This window comes from Sphingopyxis sp. 550A (assembly GCF_053569535.1).
Window position 1 is genome coordinate 377,950 of the sequence record NZ_CM131615.1, and the last position, 15,637, is coordinate 393,586.

At 67.4% G+C, this 15,637-nt stretch carries 14 protein-coding genes; 8 read left to right on the plus strand and 6 right to left on the minus strand.

The window, feature by feature from the left end; all coding sequences use genetic code 11:
* The first annotated feature begins 62 nt into the window (after positions 1 to 62).
* From ACVENA_RS01745 to ACVENA_RS01770, 6 genes are all read left to right on the plus strand, one after another.
* Complete coding sequence (locus tag ACVENA_RS01745; protein WP_449327377.1) at positions 63 to 1,061, plus strand: cupin-like domain-containing protein; 999 nt, start codon at positions 63 to 65, stop codon at positions 1,059 to 1,061.
* On the plus strand, positions 1,058 to 1,840 hold the full coding sequence (locus ACVENA_RS01750) for an enoyl-CoA hydratase (protein ID WP_449327378.1): 783 nt from the start codon (positions 1,058 to 1,060) through the stop codon (positions 1,838 to 1,840). Before ACVENA_RS01745 ends, ACVENA_RS01750 begins: the two co-directional genes overlap by 4 nt.
* A gap of 43 nt (positions 1,841 to 1,883) precedes the next feature.
* Positions 1,884 to 2,801: an energy transducer TonB gene (locus ACVENA_RS01755; RefSeq protein WP_449327379.1), complete on the plus strand. Its 918-nt coding sequence runs from the start codon at positions 1,884 to 1,886 to the stop codon at positions 2,799 to 2,801.
* A 59-nt stretch (positions 2,802 to 2,860) separates the two neighbouring features.
* Positions 2,861 to 4,192 (plus strand): phosphotransferase family protein, encoded by a 1,332-nt coding sequence (locus tag ACVENA_RS01760; protein ID WP_449327380.1) that lies wholly within the window; start codon positions 2,861 to 2,863, stop codon positions 4,190 to 4,192.
* A gap of 17 nt (positions 4,193 to 4,209) precedes the next feature.
* Entirely contained in the window at positions 4,210 to 5,505 is a 1,296-nt protein-coding gene (locus tag ACVENA_RS01765; protein WP_449327381.1) for an acyl-CoA dehydrogenase family protein, read from the plus strand.
* A gap of 63 nt (positions 5,506 to 5,568) precedes the next feature.
* On the plus strand, positions 5,569 to 6,099 hold the full coding sequence (locus tag ACVENA_RS01770; RefSeq protein ID WP_449327382.1) for a cupin domain-containing protein: 531 nt from the start codon (positions 5,569 to 5,571) through the stop codon (positions 6,097 to 6,099).
* A gap of 262 nt (positions 6,100 to 6,361) precedes the next feature.
* Here ACVENA_RS01770 and ACVENA_RS01775 read toward each other — a convergent pair whose 3' ends face one another.
* Entirely contained in the window at positions 6,362 to 6,673 is a 312-nt protein-coding gene (locus ACVENA_RS01775; RefSeq protein ID WP_257547802.1) for an alkylphosphonate utilization protein, read from the minus strand.
* Positions 6,674 to 6,690: 17 nt separating this feature from the next.
* On the minus strand, positions 6,691 to 7,440 hold the full coding sequence (locus ACVENA_RS01780; protein ID WP_449327383.1) for a class I SAM-dependent methyltransferase: 750 nt from the start codon (positions 7,438 to 7,440) through the stop codon (positions 6,691 to 6,693).
* 126 nt (positions 7,441 to 7,566) lie between these two features.
* On the opposite strand from ACVENA_RS01780, the gene ACVENA_RS01785 reads away from it, so the two are divergent.
* Both ACVENA_RS01785 and ACVENA_RS01790 read left to right on the plus strand, forming a co-directional pair.
* Positions 7,567 to 9,306: an N-acyl-D-amino-acid deacylase family protein gene (locus tag ACVENA_RS01785; protein ID WP_449327384.1), complete on the plus strand. Its 1,740-nt coding sequence runs from the start codon at positions 7,567 to 7,569 to the stop codon at positions 9,304 to 9,306.
* A gap of 57 nt (positions 9,307 to 9,363) precedes the next feature.
* The gene (locus ACVENA_RS01790; RefSeq protein ID WP_449327385.1) at positions 9,364 to 10,788 is read left to right on the plus strand and encodes an amidase; all 1,425 of its coding nucleotides are present in this window, start codon (positions 9,364 to 9,366) and stop codon (positions 10,786 to 10,788) included.
* A 181-nt stretch (positions 10,789 to 10,969) separates the two neighbouring features.
* Here the strand turns inward: ACVENA_RS01790 and ACVENA_RS01795 are convergent, their stop codons facing one another.
* The 4 genes from ACVENA_RS01795 to nhaA all read right to left on the minus strand — a co-directional run bounded on the left by ACVENA_RS01795 (position 10,970) and on the right by nhaA (position 15,619).
* Complete coding sequence (locus ACVENA_RS01795; protein WP_449327386.1) at positions 10,970 to 12,100, minus strand: aminotransferase class V-fold PLP-dependent enzyme; 1,131 nt, start codon at positions 12,098 to 12,100, stop codon at positions 10,970 to 10,972.
* On the minus strand, positions 12,097 to 12,864 hold the full coding sequence (locus ACVENA_RS01800; protein ID WP_449327387.1) for a tryptophan 2,3-dioxygenase family protein: 768 nt from the start codon (positions 12,862 to 12,864) through the stop codon (positions 12,097 to 12,099). The genes ACVENA_RS01795 and ACVENA_RS01800 overlap by 4 nt, the downstream gene beginning before the upstream one ends.
* Positions 12,865 to 13,010: 146 nt before the next feature.
* On the minus strand, positions 13,011 to 14,348 hold the full coding sequence (locus tag ACVENA_RS01805; RefSeq protein WP_449327388.1) for a hypothetical protein: 1,338 nt from the start codon (positions 14,346 to 14,348) through the stop codon (positions 13,011 to 13,013).
* Entirely contained in the window at positions 14,345 to 15,619 is a 1,275-nt protein-coding gene (gene nhaA, locus ACVENA_RS01810; RefSeq protein ID WP_449327389.1) for a Na+/H+ antiporter NhaA, read from the minus strand. The genes ACVENA_RS01805 and nhaA overlap by 4 nt, the downstream gene beginning before the upstream one ends.
* Positions 15,620 to 15,637: the final 18 nt, after the last annotated feature.

The following is a 15,637-nucleotide window of genomic DNA, read 5'->3' on the forward strand; positions in this document are numbered from 1 at the left end:
ATCGGCGCTTGAGGCAAAGCGGCTCCTTCCGCTAACCGGAAGCAAGAGAGCGAGGAGGCCCGATGTCCCAGCCCGACAAACGCGCATTGCTGGCCGCAGGACTTGCCGCCGGCGAGGATGATGCCGCGCTCGGCGCCCGGTTGCGCGACGCCGGCGTGTCGGCCGCCTCGGCGAAATATGAGATCGACCGGCTGGCGAAAGACCCGATGGCGGCGATGCTGCGCCGGCAGGCGGCGCGCATGGCGAAGCAGGACTGGCTGCTCGCGAATCAGCAGCGGCTGGCGTTCGAGGCGGATGGGGGCTTCGCGCTCGCCATGCTCGACAAGCCCGCGCCGGGCCTCTTCTACCGCCAATATTACGACGCCAACCGGCCCGCGAAACTCACCGGCGTCGTCGATCATTGGCCGGCGCTGGCGCGCTGGTCGCTCGATCATTTCGAGCGTGTCGCGGGCCATGCCACGGTCGAAGCGCAGGTCGGGCGCGACGGCGATCCCGATTATGAGCTCGCGAAGGATGATCACCGCCGCCTCGTCCGTTTCGGCGAGTTGGTCGGCTGGCTGCGCAAGGGCGAAGCGAGCAACGACATCTACCTGACGGCCTATAACAGCGGCACCAATGCCGCGGCGCTCGCTATCCTGTGGGACGACTTGGCGCCGATCGACCTGCTCGAAGCGCGTGGGGATCGGGACGGTTTTTTCTGGCTGGGGCCGAAAGGCACGCTGACGCCGTGGCACCACGATCTCACCAACAATCTGCTGGTGCAAGTCGTCGGGCGCAAGCGGGTGCGAGTGGCGCCGCCCTGGGCTTTCGCGCGGATGCGGAACAGCCGGCATTGCTTTTCGGATTGGGGCAATGCGCCGCTGCCTGCGGGCGAGGGCGACGCGGCGACGCCGCCTGTCCTCGAAACGATCATTGGCCCCGGCGAGGCCATCTTCCTGCCCGTCGGATGGTGGCATCAGGTCGAAGCGCTCGACCTGTCGGCGAGCATGAGCTTCACCAATTTCCGCCGGCCCAATATTCATGTCGAGGATTATATATCCTGGGGAGAAATCGACCGATGACCTTGGTTCTCACCGCCCGTGACGGCGCCGTCGCGACCGTCACCCTCAACCGCCCCGAGGCGATGAATGCGCTGTCGCGCGCGCTGCGTGCCGAACTGGCGGCGGCGATGCGGGGGCTTGCTGCCGACGAAAGCGTCCGCGCGATCGTGCTGACCGGGGCAGGTGAGCGGGCGTTCACCGCGGGACTCGACCTCAAGGAGCTCGGCGCCGACACCAGCAATCTTGGCGCCGCCAATGCCGAGGGAGCCGACGAAAATCCGGTGCGGGCGATCGAGCTGTGCCCGCAGCCGGTGATCGGCGCGATCAACGGCGTCGCGATCACCGGCGGGTTCGAGGTCGCGCTCGCCTGCGACCTGTTGATCGCCTCTACCCATGCGCGCTTCGCTGACACCCATGCGCGCGTCGGCATCATGCCGGGCTGGGGCCTGTCGCAGAAATTGTCGCGCATCGTCGGGCTCGGCCGCGCGAAGGAATTGTCGCTGACCGGCAATTTCCTGGGTGCCGAGGCGGCGCGCGACTGGGGTTTGGTGAACCGCGTCGTCGCGCCCGACGAGCTGCTTCCCGCGGCGCAGGCGCTCGCGCGCGATATCGCCAGCATCGATCCGGCGATGGTGCGGGGTTATAAGAAGCTGATCGACGACGGCTATGCGCTGCCTTTCGCTACGGGTCTCGCGCTCGAACAGCAGCGCTCAAAGGCCGCGAACGGCACCGTGCGCGCCGAAGAGGTCGAGGCGCGACGGCTGGCGGTGATGGAGCGGGGCCGCGAACGCGCCGGCTGAGCGGCCGCTTGCCTTCGGGGCGCGGACGCCTTAGCCTATGTCCATGAAGACGGGGGGATGGGTCGTTGGCGCGGGACTGCTGTTGAGCAGCGCACCGCTGGTTGCCGCGGACAAGGATGAGCCGGTCGTGCTCGAACCGTCGTCGCCGTGGAACATGGACTACGCCGAGGATTATTGTCGGCTGGGGCGCATCTTTGGCGAGGGAGAGCAGCGGACCATCCTGATAATGGATCGCTATGCGCCGGGCGATTCCTTTCGCTTGACGCTGGCGGGCGCGGCGACCAACGCGGCGAAGTCCGGTGGCGAGGCCCATGTGCAATTTGGACCGGGTTGGGACGAGCAGACGGTCCGTTTCTTCTCAGGAAAACTCGGCGAGAAGACGCCGGCGTGGATTTTCGCCGGCAATGCGCGCATCCGCCCGCTTACAGAGGCGCAGCGGGCGCAGGTTGCGGCCCAGGTCGCGGAAGAAGGACTGGCCGACTCGACGCAGATCGCGCCGATTTCGGAAGCCGACGAAGCCGCGACCACGCAGGTTCGCTTCGATCGCCCGCTGCATCGCCCGCTGATCCTGCATACCGGGCCGATGAAGCAGGCGCTCGACGCGATGCGGGCCTGCACCGACGAACTCGTGACGCATTGGGGTGTCGATCCCAAGCAGGCCAAGGCTCAGTCGCGCCGCGCTGTACCGCACGGATCGCCGGCATACTGGATTGGGCCCGATGATTATCCGCTCGGCATGCTCAACAAAGGAAAGCAGGGGCTCATCTATTTCCGGCTGACGATCGGTGAGGACGGGAAGCCGCTGTCGTGCCACATCCAGCAATCGACCGACCCCGACGGCTTCGACAAGACGGTGTGCCAGTTGCTGATGCAGCGCGCTCGCTTCGAGCCCGCGCTCGATGCTGATGGCAAGCCCATGAAGGCCTATTATCTCAGCAGCGTGCGCTTTGTGATCCCCTGACCGAGACCCCCAATGCAATGGGACTTGCGGCCTCCGGAAATACTTAGCATGGTTAAGTAATGGCCGACCTCTCCGAACCGCTTTCCGCCTTCATGACGCGCCTTGCCGGACCCGGCACGCTGTCGCGGCTCGCCCGCCTGTCGGGCGGGGCGAACATGGAAAGCTGGGCGTTCGACTGGGCGGGGGCGGCCTATGTGCTGCGCCGCGCGCCGTCGGCCGAATATATGGAAGGGCGACCCTATGGCCATCCGGTCGAGGCGGCGCTGGTGCGGGCGGCTTATGCGGGCGGGGTCAAGGCGCCCGAGGTCGTCGGTGTGCTGGCCGATGGCGACGGCATGGGAACCGGCTATGTGATGCGCCGGGTCATCGCTGAGGTCGCTCCTGCGAAGATATTGCCGAATCCGCCGCCCTCGCTCGTCGCCGACCTCGGCCGCGAACTCGCGCATATCCATGCCTTGCCGCGCGCCGCGATTCCCGAAGGCATAACGGTGATGGATACCGCCGCGGCGCTCGCCGAACTCAAGGCGCGCTTTCTCTCCTATGGCGGCGACCGCCCGGCGATCGCGCTCGCGGTCAAATGGTGCGAGGATCATCTGCCCGAACCCGCCGACCCGGTGCTTGTCCACGGCGATTACCGGATGGGCAATGTCATGGTCGACGGCGACGGCCTCGCGGTGGTGCTCGACTGGGAGCTCGCGCATCTGGGTGACGCGCACGAGGATCTCGCCTTCGGCTGCATGACCGTCTGGCGCTTCGGCCAGCTCGACAAGCCGGCGTTCGGCGTCGGCAGTCTTGCCGATTATTTCGCGGCCTATGAGGCTGCGGGCGGCGTCAAGGTTGACCCGGCGCGGTTCAAGTTCTGGCTCGTCTATCGCACCCTCTGGTGGGCGCTCGGCTGCCTGCAGATGGGGCAGGCGTGGCGCAGCGGCGCCGACACGACGGTCGAGCGCGTCGTCGTCGGGCGGCGCACCGCCGAGCAGGAACTCGATCTTGTTCGGCTGCTCGAGGAAGAGGCGCCCGCGGCGGAACGGCAGCGCGCCTTGCCGCCGTCCTCCGATCCCGCGCCGGCGCCGACGGGCGAGCCGACGAGCCGCGAGATGGTGCAGGCGGTGCGCGACTGGATCGAGGGCGCGATCAAGCCAAAAGCCGAAGGTCACGCCAAGTTCGAGGCGGTCGTCGCGATGAATGCGCTCGGCATCGTGATGCGCGATCTGGGTGCCGGAACGCGCGCCGAGGACCGGGCGCTGGCCGAGGCGTTGATGACGGGCGAGACAACGCTCGCCGAGCCCGGCCTGCTCGCGACGCTGCGCCGCGCGGTGCTCGACAAATGCGCGGTCGACAGCCCCAAATATGCCGCGCTCGCCGCAGCGCGCGCCGAATGGCGCGGATAAATCATAGGGAGAGAGACATGGATTTTGCGATGCCCGCCGACCTGCAGGCCTATCTCGACGAACTCGACGCCTTCATCGAGGGGGAGATCAGGCCGCTCGAACTGGCTGACGACAATATCCGCTTCTTCGATCACCGCCGCGAGCATAGCCGCACCGACTGGGACAATCAGGGGCTGCCGCGCCACGAGTGGGAACAGCTTTTGAAGCAGGCGACGCGCAAGGCCGACGCGGCGGGGCACTGGCGTTTTTCGGCGCCGAAGAAATATGGCGGCAAGGATGGATCGAACCTGTGGATGGCGGTGATCCGCGAGCATTTCGCGGCGAAGGGCCTCGGTCTCCACAACGACCTCCAGAACGAGCATAGCATCGTCGGCAATTTCCCCTTCGTCGCGATGTTCGAGCAGTTCGCGACGAGCGAGGAGCAGAAGCAGGAGTTCATCCTCGGCGGTTTCGAGGGCAAGCGCCGCACCGCCTTCGGCCTCACCGAGCCCGATCACGGCAGCGACGCGACGCATATGGAAACGCGCGCGGTTCGCGAGACCCGCGACGGCGTTGACGGCTGGCTGATCAACGGGCGCAAGATGTGGATCACCGGGATGCATGTCGCGACGCATTGCGCCGCCTTCTGCCGCACCGCGGGCGAGGACGGCGATGCGAAGGGCATCACCTGCCTGCTCGTGCCGACGGGCACGCCGGGGATGACGGTCGACGAATATATGTGGACCTTCAACATGCCGACCGACCATCCGCGCATGACCTTCACCGACGTCTGGGTGCCCGACAGCGCGCGGCTGGGGCCGGTCGATGGCGGCCTGTCGATCGCGCAGAGCTTCGTCCACCAGAACCGCATCCGCCAGGCGGCAAGCTCGCTCGGCGCGGCGGTCTATTGCATCGAGGAAAGCGTGCGCTACGCGCGGGAGAGGAAGCCTTTCGGCGAGGCGCTGGCGAAGAATCAGGCGATTCAGTTCCCGCTCGTCGAACTCGCGACGCAGGCCGAAATGCTGCGCCTCCTCATCCGCAAGACCGCGTGGGACATGGACAATACCCCGCACAAGGAGATCGAGCGCACCCTGTCGGACAAGGTCAGCATGTGCAATTACTGGGCGAACCGCCTCGTCTGCGAAGCCGCCGACCGCGCTATGCAGGTGCACGGCGGCATCGGCTATTCGCGGCACAAGCCGTTCGAGCATATCTATCGCCACCACCGCCGCTACCGGATCACCGAGGGGGCGGAGGAAATCCAGATGCGGAAAGTTGCGGCCTATTTGTTCGGCTATATGGGGCCGCGCCGGGAGACGCTGGGGAAAATCTGACCGGGGTGGACTCTTCGCTTCGTTGCGGCATGATCGCCGCGACGAAGCGAAGAGGAGAAAGCCATGGCGGAAGCCGATCGCGCGCGGGGCGCGGCGCCGTTCCGGATTTTCCGGGCCGGCGACGCGCCCGATCTCGACGAAACCGACAAGATGACGCTCGCCGGGCTGACCCCGATCGTCGAAGCCGGCATCGGCCGCTGGGTCGCGGCGGGCGTCGGCGAAGGGAACGTCACCAAGGTGTTGTTCTCGCTCCCGCATATGAGCCTGACCTACGCCTGGTTCAAAAGCGGCTTCGCGCTGCCGCTGCACAGCCATGATGCGGATTGTCTCTATTATATCATCGCGGGTTCGCTGAGGCTTGGGACCGAAGAGCTCGGTGCGGGCGACGGCTTTTTCGTCGGCAGCGACGTGCCCTATAGCTACAAACCGGGTCCTGAAGGCGTCGAAGTGCTCGAATTTCGCACGGTCGAGCGTTTCGACATGAAGTTCCAGGGGCGGACCGAGGCCTATTGGGACAAGGTCGTCGCCGGAATGGACGCCGCGCGGCCCCGCTGGGACACGGAACGGCCGCCGTCGTCGCGGGGCATAGTCTGATCATCGTTGATCAAAGGAACTGCGTGCTCCCGCCCTTCGACTGCCCGCAGGGCGGGCGCTCAGGATAAACTTCCGCCGTAGGCGGAAGGCGGGAGCGCATCTCCGGCTGGTGCAAGATGGAACCGACCGGAGATGGGTCAGCATCGGGTTGACCATGCCCCGCATGGTCAAGGATCGTCCGGGGGACGATCCGACCCGATGCTCCTTCGCGGGGACACGCATAGGTTTCACTCAAGGTCGATTCCGAGCCCGAATCAGGATTCTAGCGCTTGCGCACGAACTCCGTCCGCAGCACCAGCCCCTTGATCCCCTCGTAGCGGCAGTCGATCTCTTCGGGATCGGCGGTCAACCGGATCGACTTGATCACGGTGCCGACCTTCAGCGTCTGCCCCGCGCCCTTCACCGGAAGATCCTTGATCAGGACGACCGAGTCGCCGTCGCTCAGCACATTGCCGACGGCGTCCCTGGCTTCGGGCAGCGCATTGGCGGCGGCCGCCCGTTCGCGCGCTTCGCTGGCGGGCAGCCATTCGCCGCTCGCCTCGTCATAGACATAGTCTTCGTCGTTGTTGTTCATCACGCCGCCCTAGCGCCTCATGCGGGCTTGCGGAAGCGCAAGGTGAACTGGTCGGTCTTGCCGCGAATGGCGGGATCGAAGACGTTGGCGGTGCGCGGGTCGTCGGGCTGCTTGTAGAGATCGCTCTCCGCTTCGAGCGTGAACCCTGCCTTGGTGAGCGCCGCGACGACCGCCGCCTTGTCGATGCGGTGCAGGCTGTCGGACAGCGTCGTGCCGCTGCCGTCCGCCGCGCTATGATCGACGACGACGAGCGTCCCGCCGGGCTTCAGCGCCGCGAACAGCGCCGCGCTCGCCTCGTCGCCGGTGCCTTCGGGGAAGGGTTTCAGATAGAGGTCGTGGAAATTCTGCACGGTGATGATCGTGTCGAGCGGCACCGGAAAGGCCGGCGCCGCGAACGGCCCCGCGACCGCGTCGACATTGGCATAGGCGGCGTCGATCGCGGCCTGATCGTCGCCATATTGCTTCTTGAAGGCAATGAACTCGGCGGGCTGGAAGGCGTAAACCTTGCCCTCCGGCCCGACCGCGCCGGCGAGGATGCGGGTCAGATAGCCGCCGCCCATCACGAAGTCGCCGACGACCTGCCCCGGCTTCACGCCCGCGAAGGCGAGCAGTTCGGCGGGTTTGCGCGCCGCATCGCGCTCGTGGTCGGTCGCGGGGCGCGCCGGATCGGCGAGCGTGGCGCTGTAATCGGGGGCGGGCGAGGGCTGCGCGATGGCCGACGGCGCGGCGACGGCGAGGAGCAGGGCAAGGGTCAGCGGGCGGATCATGATGGCGACTCCCATAGGGTTTGATCGCGCGATCATAGCGCCTCGCCGCGCGCCGCGCGCGCATATTTGCATCTCCCGATTTTGATGATAGGTTTTTAGCTGAAACTAAAAATCGGGAGAGCGGACATGCATGATCTGGTGATTCGCGGCGGCACGGTCGTCGATGGGTCGGGCGGCAAGCCCTTCGTCGCGGACGTCGCGGTCGAGGGCGACCGCATCGTCGCGGTTGGCCAGAACCTCGGCGCGGGCCGCGAGGAGATCGACGCCGGCGGCCGGATCGTCACCCCCGGCTTCGTCGACGTCCACACCCATTATGACGGACAGGCGACGTGGGACGCCGAAATGGCGCCGTCGAGCTGGCACGGCGTCACCACCGTCGTCATGGGCAATTGCGGCGTTGGCTTCGCCCCCGCCAAGCCCGACCGCCACGACTGGCTGATTTCGCTGATGGAAGGCGTCGAGGACATCCCCGGTACCGCACTCGCCGAGGGCATGTCGTGGGAATGGGAAACCTTCCCCGAATATATGGATGCGCTCGAAAAGCTGCCGCGCACCGTCGACGTTGCCTGCCACGTCCCGCACGGCGCGGTGCGCGCCTATGTGCTCGGCGACCGCGAAAAGCCCGGCGCGATCCCGACCGACGAGGACATCGCCGAAATGTCGCGCATCGTCGAGGAAGGTGTGCGCGCGGGCGCGCTCGGCTTCTCGACCAGCCGCACCGTGCTCCACAAGTCGGTCGACGGCGAACTCGTCCCCGGCACCACCGCGACGGCGGAGGAACTGGTCGCGATCGGCCGCGCGATGGGCCGCGTCGGCTATGGCGTCTTCGAGATGGCGAGCGACATGAAACGCGAGTGGAACGAGTTCCAGTGGATGGGGGATCTCAGCCGCGAGACCGGCCTGCCGGTCACCTTCGCCGCGCTCCAGTCGATCGCCAAGGAACTGCCGCTCGAGGAACAGATTTCGGAGATGCGCAAGCAGAACGCGACCGGCGCCAACATCGTCGCGCAGATCGCGCTGCGCGGCAATGGCGTGATCATGGCGTGGCAGGGCACCGTCCACCCCTTCCGCTTCAAGCCTGCCTGGGCCGAGATCGAGGGGCTGCCGTGGGACCAGCAGCTTGCGAAGCTGAAGGACCCGGCCTTCAAAGCCCGCATGATCGGCGAACCCAATGTCTGGCCCGAAAGCGATATCCTCGATTTCCTGATGGTCGTTGCAGAGGGCTGGCCGGTGCATTTCGAGATGGACCCCGACTTCAACTACGAACCGCGCATGGACGAAAGCGTCGCGCATCGCGCTGCGGCGGCGGGCGTCTCGCCCTCCGAATATGCCTATGACCTGCTGATGAAGGACGACGGCAAGGGTTTCATCTATTTCCCGATTTTGAACTACCGCGACGGCAACCTCAATTTCCTCGAGGATCTGCAGGCGTCGGACGACACGGTGAACAGCCTGTCCGACGGCGGCGCGCATTGCGGGACGATCTGCGACGCCGCCTCGCCGACCTTCATGCTCCAGCATTGGGTGCGCGACCGCAAAGGGAATCGCATCGCGCTCGAAGCGGCGATCAAGCGTCAGTGCCGCGACACCGCGATCCTTTATGGGCTGGAGGATCGCGGCGTGCTCGCGCCGGGCTATCTCGCCGACCTCAACATCATCGACATGGAGGCGCTGAAGCTCGGCAAGCCGTGGCTCGCCTTCGATCTGCCCGCTGGCGGCAAGCGCCTGCTGCAAAAGGCCGAGGGTTATGTCGCGACGATCAAGTCGGGCGTCGTCACCTTCCGGGACGGCGCGATGCAGGGCCCGACTCCCGGCGGCGTGATCCGCGGGCCCCAGCGCGTCGAACTGGCGATCGCGGCGGAGTGACCGGGCAGCCGAGCCGCGCGCCCGGCCATCCCGTTTCAACGAGTGGAGGGAAGCGGCATGGGTTTTGCCGACTATGACCGTTTTGACGCGCTCGGCCTCGCTGAACTCGTCGCGAAGGGTGAGGTAACGGCGCTCGAATTGGTCGACACCGCGATCGCGCGGATCGAGGCGCTGAACCCACGCCTCAACGCAGTGATCTTCACCGACTTCGACGGCGCGCGCGAGCGGGCCAAGGGCGACCTGCCCGATGGACCGTTCAAGGGCGTGCCCTTTCTGCTCAAGGATATATTGGGCGACCTCGCGGGATGGCCGACGCGCAATGGGTCGCGCCTCTCGCCGCCGGTGCCGATGCCCTTCACCGCGACTCTGGTGCAGCGCTTTCTCGCCGGCGGGCTGGTGCCGCTCGGCAAGACCAACGTCCCCGAATTCGGGCTCGTCGCGACGACCGAGAGCAAGCTTTATGGCCCCGCGCGCAATCCGTGGAACCCGGAGCATTCGACCGGCGGTTCGTCGGGCGGTTCGGGCGCCGCGGTGGCGAGCGGCATGGTGCCCGTCGCGCACGCCAACGACGGCGGCGGCTCGATCCGCATTCCGGCGAGTTGCAACGGGCTCGTCGGGTTGAAGCCGACGCGGGCGCGCAATCCGCTGGGGCCGATGCTCGGCGACGTGATGGGCGGGCTCGCGGCCGAGCATATCGTCAGCCGTTCGGTGCGCGACACCGCCGCGATGCTCGACGTCACCGCCGGTCCCGAACCCGGCGATCCCTATGCTGCGCCGCCCGCACCGCCGAGCTGGCGCCGCGCGGCCGAAGCGCCGTGCCCGGCGCTGCGCATCGCCTTCGCCCGCACCGCGCCCGGCGGCCGCGCGCTCGATCCGCAGGCGGTCGCGGCGGTCGACCATGCCGCGAAGCTCTGCGAAAGCCTCGGTCACCATGTCGAGGAGGCTTCGCCGCCGGTCGACAACGACGCGATGGTGCCCGCCTTCCTGGCGATCTGGTCGAGCGGCGCGGCGATGCAGATCGACGGCCTCGCCGCGATGACCGGGCAGACGCCCGGCCCCGACACGCTCGAAGGGCTGACGCGTGGCCTCTATGCGATGGGCCAGGGCATCAGCGCGCCGCAGCTTTGGGGCGCGATCTTCCAGCTTCAGCAGATGGCGCGCGCGGTCGCCGCGTGGCACGCCGACTACGACGTCTGGCTGACTCCGACGCTCGGCGCGCCGCCGCCCCCGAACGGCAGCTTCCCGCTCGACAGCGACGATATCGCGGTCGGTTTCGGCGCGATGACCGACTATGTTCCCTTCACCGCGATCCAGAACGCGACCGGTCAGCCGGCGATCAACCTCCCGCTGTGGTGGACGCCCGATGGCTTGCCGATGGGAACACAGTTCGTCGGCCGCGTCGGCGAGGAGGCGCTGTTGCTTCAGCTCGCGACGCAACTTGAAGCCGCGCAGCCCTGGTTCGACCGGCGGCCGGTGCTTTAAGGCCTTCAGGGGGTCGGATCATGCCACTCCCTTTCGGGAAAAAGCGGCGTGCTCCCGCCCTTCGACGCCGCCTGCGGCGGCGCTCAGGATAAACTGCCCCTTCGGGGCAGGCGGGAGCCCATCTTCTGCCGGAGCCAGTTTGAACCGACCGGAGATGGGTCCCCGCCTTCGCGGGGACACATTATGGCAGAAAGGCGCGCGCGACCGCTTCGACGTCCCCTGCGCCATTATAGGCGTGGAAGGACAGGCGAACGACCGATCCGCGAAAGTCGGCGCCGATGCCGTGCGCCGCGAGCGCCGCGGCCACGCGCGGCCGATCGGCGCCGGTGTCGATGCACAGCGTCCCGCCGATGTCGCCCGCCGGCCAGCGCCACCCCGGCGTCCGGGCTTCGAGCGCGTCGCGCAGCATCGCCTGCAAAGCGCGATTATGCGCCCGGATTCGGTCGACCCCGATCGCCGCGATCTCGGCAATGCCCGTGGCGGACAGGATGAACGGCGCGACGTCGGGGGTGCCGCCCCACCAGCGCCGCGCGTCGGGGGCGTAGCGGAAGGCGCTTATGTCCATCTCGAACGGATTTTCATGGCTCCACCAGCCGCGCTCCATGGGCGAGAGCGCAGTGCGGTCGTGCGGCGCGACCCACAGCCACGCCGCGCCGGGACCACCGCACAACCATTTGACGCTGGTGCCGAGCACCGCGTCGACGCCCCACGCCGCAGGCGCCACCGGCACTACCCCGACCGACTGCGCGCAGTCGGCGATGCAGCGCGCGCCCGCCGCCTTGGCCGCCGCCGCGACCGCCGCGATGTCGGTGAGCGCGCCGCTGTTCGAACTGACGTGCATCGCGATCACCAACGCGACATCGTCGTCGAGCGCCGCGATCCAGCTCGCGGGATCGCGAACGTCGGCGTCGCCGAGCAGGTAGCGCACCCTCCACCCCGCCGCTTCGAGCCCGCTCGCGACATAGCCGATCGTCGGAAAGGCGCTCGGCGCGAGCAGGATCGTGCGCCGCCGGGTTGCTGTCCCAAGCGCCGAGATATAGCGCGACAGGCCCGCGCTGACGTTGGTTGCGGGGCAGAGGTCGCGCGCCTCGACCCCGAGCAGCGCGGCCAGCGCCGCGCGCCACGCATCGATCGCGCCGAGCCAGTCGGGCCACGCTTCGCCCGTCTCGCGCCACGGCGCCAGCAGCCCGTCGCGGAGCGCCGCTTCGGCCGCGCGCGGCTGGCAGCCGACGCTGTGGCTCTTGAGATAGGTGGCGTTCGGCGGCAGGTGGAAGCGGCCCGCGACCGCTTCCGGCAGCAGCGCGGCGCTCACAGCCCGCTGCCGTGCCCGGCCGCCGATGCGCCGCTGATACTGTCGCGCTTGACGCCATATCGGGCGCCCCAGCGGTCGGTCATCTCGGCGCGGATATCCCAGAGTTCGGGGAAGAAGCGGTGGCGCATCCCGGCATTGAGCAGTTCGACCGGCCGCCCTTTGAGCGACTTCGATCCCATGCCGATCGAACGGTGGATGAGCTGGATATGGTGGGCGCGGAAAAGCTGGAACAGCTCGTCATATTCGACCATCGCCTCGGCGACCATATAGGCTTCGTCGTGTTTATAGCCGGTGTCGTAGACGTCGGCCACCGTCCGCCCCGCGGCGTCGAGATAGGCGGCCTTGTAGCGTGCCCAGAGCGACTGGGGCAGGGTGAGGAGAAGCTGGAAGCCGGGGCTTTCCTGCCCCGACCCGTTGCCGAGCTGCAGGCGGATCGCCTGATAGTCGAAGGGACTCATCGTCTCGAGCAGGCCGAGTTGATCGGTCATCAGCCGCATGATGCGGTTGACGCGGTCGAAGAGCGAGAGGACGCGCATCGTCTCGCCCGCCGCCATATGGCCGTCGATCTCGGCGAAGGTGAAGGCCATCAGCTTCATCCACAATTCCTCGACCTGATGGACGATCTGGAACTGCAGTTCGTCGGGAGTGCAGAGGTCGGCGAGCGGCTTCTGGCACGCGAGCAGGCGGTCGACCGCGAGGTAGACGCCATAATCCTTCATGTCGGGCGTCTCGATACGGCGATGAATATCTTCTTTGTCGAGCATGATCTGCTCCTTTTCGGCTTGGGCACGGGAATGACGGACGGCGCGCAAGGGTGTGCGCCGGATCGGTCAGCCGCGCGGTGCCACCCCCGCCGGGGGACGGCGGGGCGAACCCGCCTGGCCGAGCCACAAGAGGCACGCCGCCGCCTTCATCGGCGGAGCAGGTCCGCCGGCAGCGTGGGTTCACCGATGATCTTCGCCATGCGCCGCCACATTTCGTCCCGGTCCGGATTGCCGCGCTCGACATAGCCGCGAACCATCGCTTCGCCGAGTCCGTAATTGATCACATAGCTGCGATATTGTTCGGCGAAGCGCACCGACTGGTCGGCGCGTTCGGGCGACATCAGCAGATATTTCCGCGTCAGCGCGACCGCCGCGGCGCGGTCGATCGCGCCGTCGAGATATTGCTGCGCGATCGTCAGCCGCGCGCCCTGCAGCGCTTTCGTCGCGGCCATGAGTCGCCAATAAAGATCGTCCGCCGGTACCGGGATTTCGGCCAGCGGCATCAGTACATCGCGTTCGGTATCGGCGCGGCTTTCGGCCGGGAAGGCGAGGTCGATGCCGTAATTGGCGCTGCCCTCGGCGATCAGGCTCTGCGGACTGTAGAGCGGATAGACGGTGAATTCGGCCCAGCCGCGCCCCTTCACGAGCAGTTCCTCCAGCTTCATGTTGAGCAGATGATGGCCCGGATAGCCCTCATGACAGCCGAGATCGAGCGCGCGCGACAGGCGGATCGGCAGGTCGGTGTTGACCTGGATCAGGCTGTGATAGCCGCCCTGATAGTAATTGTAGCCGCTCCAGCTCTTGCCGGTGACGAACTCCAGGCGAAAGCTCTCGCCCTCGGGCATTGCGATATGTGCGGCGCTGCGTCCGCGGCAGCGCGCGATCGCGGCGTCGAAGGTCTTTTGCAGCCGTGGTTTCGGGATGGTGAAGCGGTCGAGATAGGCCTCGACGCGCGTCGCGAGGTCGCCGTTGCCGGGAACGAGCGCCGCGACCTTCGCCAGCGTGGCGTCGTAGCTCGCGAGCGGCTGCAGGCGCGGCCGCACGCCGAACAGCCGCTCGGCCTCGTCGGCGAAGGCGAAGTGCGTTCCCTGCATCATCAGCAGGCGCGTTTCGGCGGCGCGAAGCTGTGCGCGCAGGAACACCGCGCGGCGGCGTTCCATCGGATCGGAGAGGCGGCGCGCGGCGAGATCGAGCTGCGCCGCCAATGTGCGCGTCGCGGCGAGCAGCGCAGCCTTGTCGCGCGGCGCCGCTTCGGCGGCTGCCTTGATGTCCGCCGGGCCGTAATAGGCGTCGATATAGCCGTCCTCGTGCGTGTCGATTTCGAGGCTGAGCCTCACATAGGCGGCGGCGATGTCGTTCATCGCCTGCGATGAAACCGGCGCGCGGCGGACATCGATCGACGCGACGCCGGCGGCGGGCTTGGTGTCCGCGGCCGCGCAGCCGGTGAGCAGCAGCGCGAGAAATAGGGCTGAAGCGCGCTTCATCTGGCCGCCTCCGATGTGTCGCGGACGTCGCCGTCGGCGGCGATCTCGCCCTCGCTCGCGGCTTCGATCCCATCATGATCGGGGTGCAGCGGCGCGAAGCGCAGCAGCGAATAGCCGATGAGCGCGGCGGCGAGCGATCCCGCGAGCACGCCAATCTTCGCCTCGTCGATCAGTTCGGGTGCGCCCGGAAAGGCGAGGCCGCCGATGAACAGGCTCATCGTGAAGCCGATGCCGCAGAGCACCGCGACGGCATGGACCTGCCGCCAGGTCGCGCCGCGCAGCCGGCCCGCGATGCCGAGCTTCACCGCCAGCCAGACGCTGCCGAAAATGCCGATCTGCTTGCCGAGGAACAGCCCGGCGGCGATGCCGAGCGGCAGCGGCGACAGCAATTGCTCGCTGCCGAGGCCGCGAATATCGACCCCGGCGTTGACGAAGCCGAAGACGGGGACGATCGCGAAGGCGACCCACGGGTGCAGCGCATGTTCGAGCCGGTGGAGCGGCGAGGCGGCGCTGTCGGGCGCGCCGGGCGTGCGGTCGAGCGGGATCGTCATCGCCGCCAGCACCCCCGCGATCGTCGCATGAACGCCGGACAGCAGCATCGCGTACCAGAGGCAGGCAAAGAGCAGCAGATAGACGGGAAGGCGCCGGACTCCACCGCGATTGCAGGCCGCCATCACACCGAGCAGCGCCGCCGCGGCGCCGAGCGCGGCAAGGTCGATCGTCGCGGTATAGAAAAGCGCGATGATCGCCACCGCCCCCATGTCATCGACGATCGCGACGGTGACGAGGAACAGCTTGAGCGAGGTCGGCGCGCGCCTGCCGAGCAGCGCGAGCACCCCCATGGCAAAGGCGATGTCGGTCGCGGCGGGGATCGCCCACCCTTGCGCGAGCCCCGGCGTGCTCCCTGCGAAGAGCATATAGAGCAGCGCGGGCACCGCCATTCCCGCGGCGGCGGCAATGAAGGGAAGCCGCCGCCGGTCCCAACTCGCGAGGCGGCCGTCGACGAACTCGCGCTTGATCTCGAGCCCGACGAGCAGGAAGAAGATCGCCATCAGCCCGTCGTTGATCCACAAATGGACCGTCATCGGCCCCAGCTTGTCGCTGAGCACCGGGCCGGTCTCTGCGTGAACCAGATGGTGATAGGATTCGCCCAGCGCCGAATTCGCGACAATCATCGCCAATATGGCTGCGAAAATCAGCAGTATCCCGCCCGCGCTTTCGCTCGCGAGAAAGTCGCGCAGGACGGAGCGAGAGGCTGAATTGCTGGACATATGCGATGCTGCGACCCT